We start from the raw sequence: 4,337 nt of genomic DNA on the forward strand, positions 1-4,337 counted from the left end.
GAAATCCACGAGCACCTCCAGGCGCAAGGTCGCCCAAGCGTACGGCATCTGGAGCGGCTCGAGGCTGCACTCACCGCCTGGACGGGCGAGGAACGCGCCCCGACCGCCGAGACGCTCGCCTACTCCGCCGGCGTACCGGCGCGGATTTGTGAGGTGCTGCTGTCGGACCTTGAAGAGGCGGGATCCGTTGAGCGGGACCAGAACGGCAGCATCGCAATCATCGTATCGCCGGAGACGTTCAAAAGCGGCGTCCGCGACCTCGTGGCGAAACTCAAGACCTTCCGCTACGAGGGCGAACGGCGTCTTCGCCTGATCGCCGACTATGCTGGCTCGGAGGAATGCCGCAGCGTCTTCATCCGGCGGTACTTCGGGGAGGAGTATCCACCGCGCTGCGGGACGTGCGATCGCTGTCGCGTCGACCGCGTTGTTACCGATCAGGCGAGCCCCGCACCGAAGAGCCGGTCGGAGAAAGGACCGCGCCCCCGCGACAGGCGCCAGCCACCTGCGCGGAGCGCGCGACGGCGACGCCAACGTGCACAGTCATGAGAACGATCGCCATTGCCGGTCCCCTTCAGGACGCCTACTTCAAGGGTTTCCGGCACCAACTGTCTGTCGCCGCTTCCTGGACACGAAATGCTCACTCCAACTGAAGCAATTGACGTCTTTCCCTTCGATAACAGCTACGCGCGGTTGCCGGAGCGCTTGTTTGCGCGCTTGCCGCCCACCCCAGTTGCCGCACCGCGCCTCATCCGGCTGAATGAAGCGCTCGCCCGGCACCTTCGGCTCGATCCCGACAAACTCGCCTCTCCGGAAGGCGTCGCAGTCCTCGCGGGCAATCGCGTGCCACAGTTGGGCGAGCCGCTCGCCATGGCCTATGCGGGCCACCAGTTCGGAGCGTTCGTGCCGCAGCTCGGCGATGGGCGCGCCATTCTTCTGGGCGAGGTTGTCGATGCCGACGGCATCCGGCGTGACATCCAGCTGAAAGGCTCCGGTCCCACCCCCTTCTCCCGCAATGGCGACGGTCGCGCAGCGCTTGGGCCTGTCCTGCGGGAGTACATCGTCAGCGAAGCGATGGCCGCACTTGGCATTCCCACCACCCGGTCGCTGGCGGTGGTCACGACCGGCGAGACCGTCCGCCGTGAAATGCCTCTGCCCGGCGCCGTCCTCACGCGCGTCGCTTCCAGTCACATTCGCGTCGGCACCTTCCAATACTTCGCCGTCCGCGCAGACGTGGATGCGCTCCGCCACCTCGCCGACCACGTGATTGCGCGCCACTACCCGGAAGCGACTGGCGCTGTGAATCCCTACCGGGCACTTCTCGATCAAGTCATAGCCCGGCAGGCTGATCTCATCGCCAGATGGCTGCACGTTGGTTTCATCCATGGCGTCATGAACACCGACAACATGTCGATTGCTGGTGAAACCATCGACTACGGGCCCTGCGCTTTCATGGACAGCTATGACCCTGCAACGGTCTACAGCTCCATCGATAGCGTCGGTCGCTATGCTTATGGCAATCAACCGCGCATCGCTCTGTGGAACCTCGCGCGGCTCGCAGAAGCACTCCTGCAGCTCCTTGATGAAGACAAGGACAACGCCGTTCAGAAGGCAAATGAAGCGCTCAACGGTTTCGGCGCCCGCTTCGAGGCGGCATATGTCGAAGGCCTCCGAAACAAGCTCGGCCTGCTTCAGCCGCAAGCAGACGACCTGTCACTCGCGCAGGGTCTTCTGGACCTCATGGCAAAGAACGGCGCTGATTTCACGTTGACCTTCCGCAACCTCGGCGAAGCTGCCGCCAGCCCTGAGGGTGACGCCGGTGTTCGCAACCTATTCACCGACCCGACCGCTTACGACGCCTGGGCCGAGGCATGGCGCCGTCGGCTGGCTGACGACGGCACTGTCGCTGTGCACGAGCGCATGTCGGTCATGCGCGCAGCCAATCCGGGCGTCATTCCGCGCAATCATCTCGTCGAGGAAGCCATCTCGGCTGCCGTGGACAACAACGATTTCACACCGTTCGAAGAACTGATCGCGGTGCTCGCGAGACCCTACGAGGACGTGCCGGCAACCCTGGCCCGGTATGCGGTCCCTCCCCGGCCAGACCAAGTGGTGCGCCAGACGTTTTGCGGGACTTAGAGAATCGCTTGCCGCCGGTGACAGCAATGGTGGGCGCCCCAGACATGGCGCGACGTGCGTCTTCTGAGGAGACCATAATTCACAGTTATCCTCGGTCGGGCTGCTAGAACGAAGCCGGCTTGTCGCAGCGCTTGTTCGGGGGATCGCCGATGCGCTGGTGCCACGAGCTAAAGGTGCTCTTTCAGCTCCGGATGCTTTTTCAAGATCAACTCAAGGACCTGATGGGCATCCGCTATCAGCGCGAGATCGCGCTTCTGCGATTCCTCGTCGCCGCGAAATTTCTGACGATGCTCTATATGATTGCGGACCTGACAGACGCCGTTCACGATCAGCTCGGTCACGTTGGTAATGGGCAACGCTTCGTTCGGCTTCCACACAAGGCCTTCTTTCATCTGCTTGCGTGGTCGGCCCTCGACAAGCGTCTTGGCTAGTCCTGATTTCTGGGCCTCCTGGAAGAACCCCTCGCCGAGCCTGTCCTTTGCGAACCTGTTCCAGTCAGCATCCGCGCGCTCAACATGCTCCTTGCAGAAGCCGGTCTTGCGGAGCGCGTTCTCAACCCCGCCGTAAAGATCGGTGAAGGCATATGCCGCGTCCGGGAATGCCCTTTGCTCCTTGGCCATGAAGTAGCGCCTTTCAATAGTTCGGCGAATCAGCTCGATCATGTTCGATCCTGCCAGACAGTCGACGCGCAGCAAAACGCACGCGCTGGGCCGTAGCGCACAGACCCGGGACCTCACGTGTCGAGCATGTCCCACTCGTCTCCGAGGACCCAACGAAGCGCGGATAGTTTGCCGTTTATCATACCCCATTCGAAATCAGACCACGGGCCGAGGTTCTTCTTGCCGTGCTTCTTCTCGACGCGCTTGGCGGCCTTGAGCGCACCCTCCCAGACATCGTGCTGGATGGGTCGCGTTGCGTGGTCCTTTACCGGAAATGTTTCCTTCTCGACGATCTTCGTCCGGCCCTCTTCGATGGCGATCCGCGTGTTCCAATGACGGTTGTACCAAACCTTGTCGAACAGTTCGTCCATCGCCGAGAGTATCTCGGACAGGCGGCGAGGCTCCTCGGCCCACTCAAGCTCGAACTTGAAATCCTCCAGAAGGTCCGGCTCAAGCTTGTTGAGCACCTCGCCGAGGCTGATGGCGTATGCCGATTTGCCTGTGAAGAGAGGCGCGAGATCAGGATGCGGATTGCGATTGTCGCCGGAGGGATCACTAAAATCCTTGGTGTTGTGGGTCACAAAGACGATGCGGCTCCCTTCGACCTTCCTTTTGGCCACGGCGTCGGCATAGGTCTCGATGATGATCGCATCGTCTATGCCATTCCGCTGCCGGTGAAAGGGAGCCTGCTTTGCTATCGCGCGATCGGCAGCACGAACCTTGATGGTGCCGGTCGTCTTGACGATGACGCCCTTTTCTAGCAGCGCCTCGATTCGTTCGATCGACCCGTTGACCGCCTCGCCGAGGGTGCCCGCGCGGTGATCGATGTCGTTGAGCTGGGCCAGCACGGCCGCCTTCTTGTCATCGGCACCGAACTGATCGACGGCTTCCCTCACGCGCTTCATCACGCTTGAAAGACCGCGTGCGCTCTCCTCCGCAACGCGCGCCTTGTTGCGCGCGAACTCCTCCCGGACGACTTGCGGAACGATCAGCTCGACCTCGCCGATCCTCACCAGCTCTTCCAGCGCGCTTATGAGCGTCTTCTGGCGATAGTCCTTGGCAATGTCGAGCCAGACGCAGGTGTCGGCAAGGACTCTAAGCGGCGGCCGGGCGTCTTTATCCTTGGGCTTGGTGCTCATGCGGGAGGCTGCCGCGGTTGCGGCGCCCATTCGACGGCTCCGATTTCGCCGGGATGGGCGGCACCTTCCTTGTCACGCCACTGGAAAATGACCTCCACCGGCATCGACAGTTTGCGGGCAAGGCCGTAGGTGATGCGCCACGCATCATGGGCATCCACGCCCTGCACGGAGATCCCGCGGGTGCCGAGAGGGCTGAAGCCCTCGTCGGTTTTTGTGCCCTTGACGATGCGGGCGTCGGTGACGCGCAGGAGTTCTTCAACACCCCCGAGCCGGTCGAGGCCGGCCTCGACAGCGGTGCGCACGAGCTCGTTCCAGTTGGGACGCGCTAACTCGCGACCGCCAAATTCCGCCTTGCGCAATTTGGTGTGCGTCAGCGATGGCAGCTCGTGCGGGTTGAAACGGA

5 protein-coding genes are annotated in these 4,337 nt (G+C 62.3%); 2 read left to right on the top strand and 3 right to left on the bottom strand.

Features of this window, described 5'->3' with window-relative positions; all coding sequences use genetic code 11:
* Nucleotides 1–546, top strand: a 546-nt coding sequence (locus tag AB7F49_RS38540; RefSeq protein WP_428533047.1) for a RecQ family zinc-binding domain-containing protein, incomplete at its 5' end; no start/stop codon positions are given.
* A gap of 87 nt (nt 547–633) precedes the next feature.
* Nucleotides 634–2,136, top strand: a complete 1,503-nt coding sequence (locus AB7F49_RS38545; protein WP_428533050.1) for a protein adenylyltransferase SelO — start codon at nt 634–636, stop codon at nt 2,134–2,136.
* 167 nt (nt 2,137–2,303) lie between these two features.
* Here the strand turns inward: AB7F49_RS38545 and AB7F49_RS38550 are convergent, their stop codons facing one another.
* The 3 genes from AB7F49_RS38550 to AB7F49_RS38560 all read right to left on the bottom strand — a co-directional run.
* The gene (locus tag AB7F49_RS38550) at nt 2,304–2,831 is read right to left on the bottom strand and encodes a hypothetical protein (RefSeq protein ID WP_428533052.1); all 528 of its coding nucleotides are present in this window, start codon (nt 2,829–2,831) and stop codon (nt 2,304–2,306) included.
* A gap of 38 nt (nt 2,832–2,869) precedes the next feature.
* Nucleotides 2,870–3,934: a PIN domain-containing protein gene (locus AB7F49_RS38555; RefSeq protein WP_428533055.1), complete on the bottom strand. Its 1,065-nt coding sequence runs from the start codon at nt 3,932–3,934 to the stop codon at nt 2,870–2,872.
* The coding region (locus AB7F49_RS38560; protein ID WP_428533058.1) for a T4SS efffector SepA family protein at nt 3,931–4,337 on the bottom strand (407 nt) is incomplete at its 5' end. The genes AB7F49_RS38560 and AB7F49_RS38555, both read right to left, overlap by 4 nt.

The sequence above is a fragment of the Pseudorhodoplanes sp. genome (genome assembly GCF_050250235.1).
Taxonomy (GTDB): domain Bacteria; phylum Pseudomonadota; class Alphaproteobacteria; order Rhizobiales; family Xanthobacteraceae; genus Pseudorhodoplanes.

Bases quoted from the DNA above. Each gene is read 5' to 3' on its own strand.
- AB7F49_RS38545 (WP_428533050.1), top strand. From the start codon at position 634: ATGCTCACTCCAACTGAAGCAATTGACGTCTTTCCCTTCGATAACAGC.
- AB7F49_RS38555 (WP_428533055.1), bottom strand. From the start codon at position 3,934: ATGAGCACCAAGCCCAAGGATAAAGACGCCCGGCCGCCGCTTAGAGTC.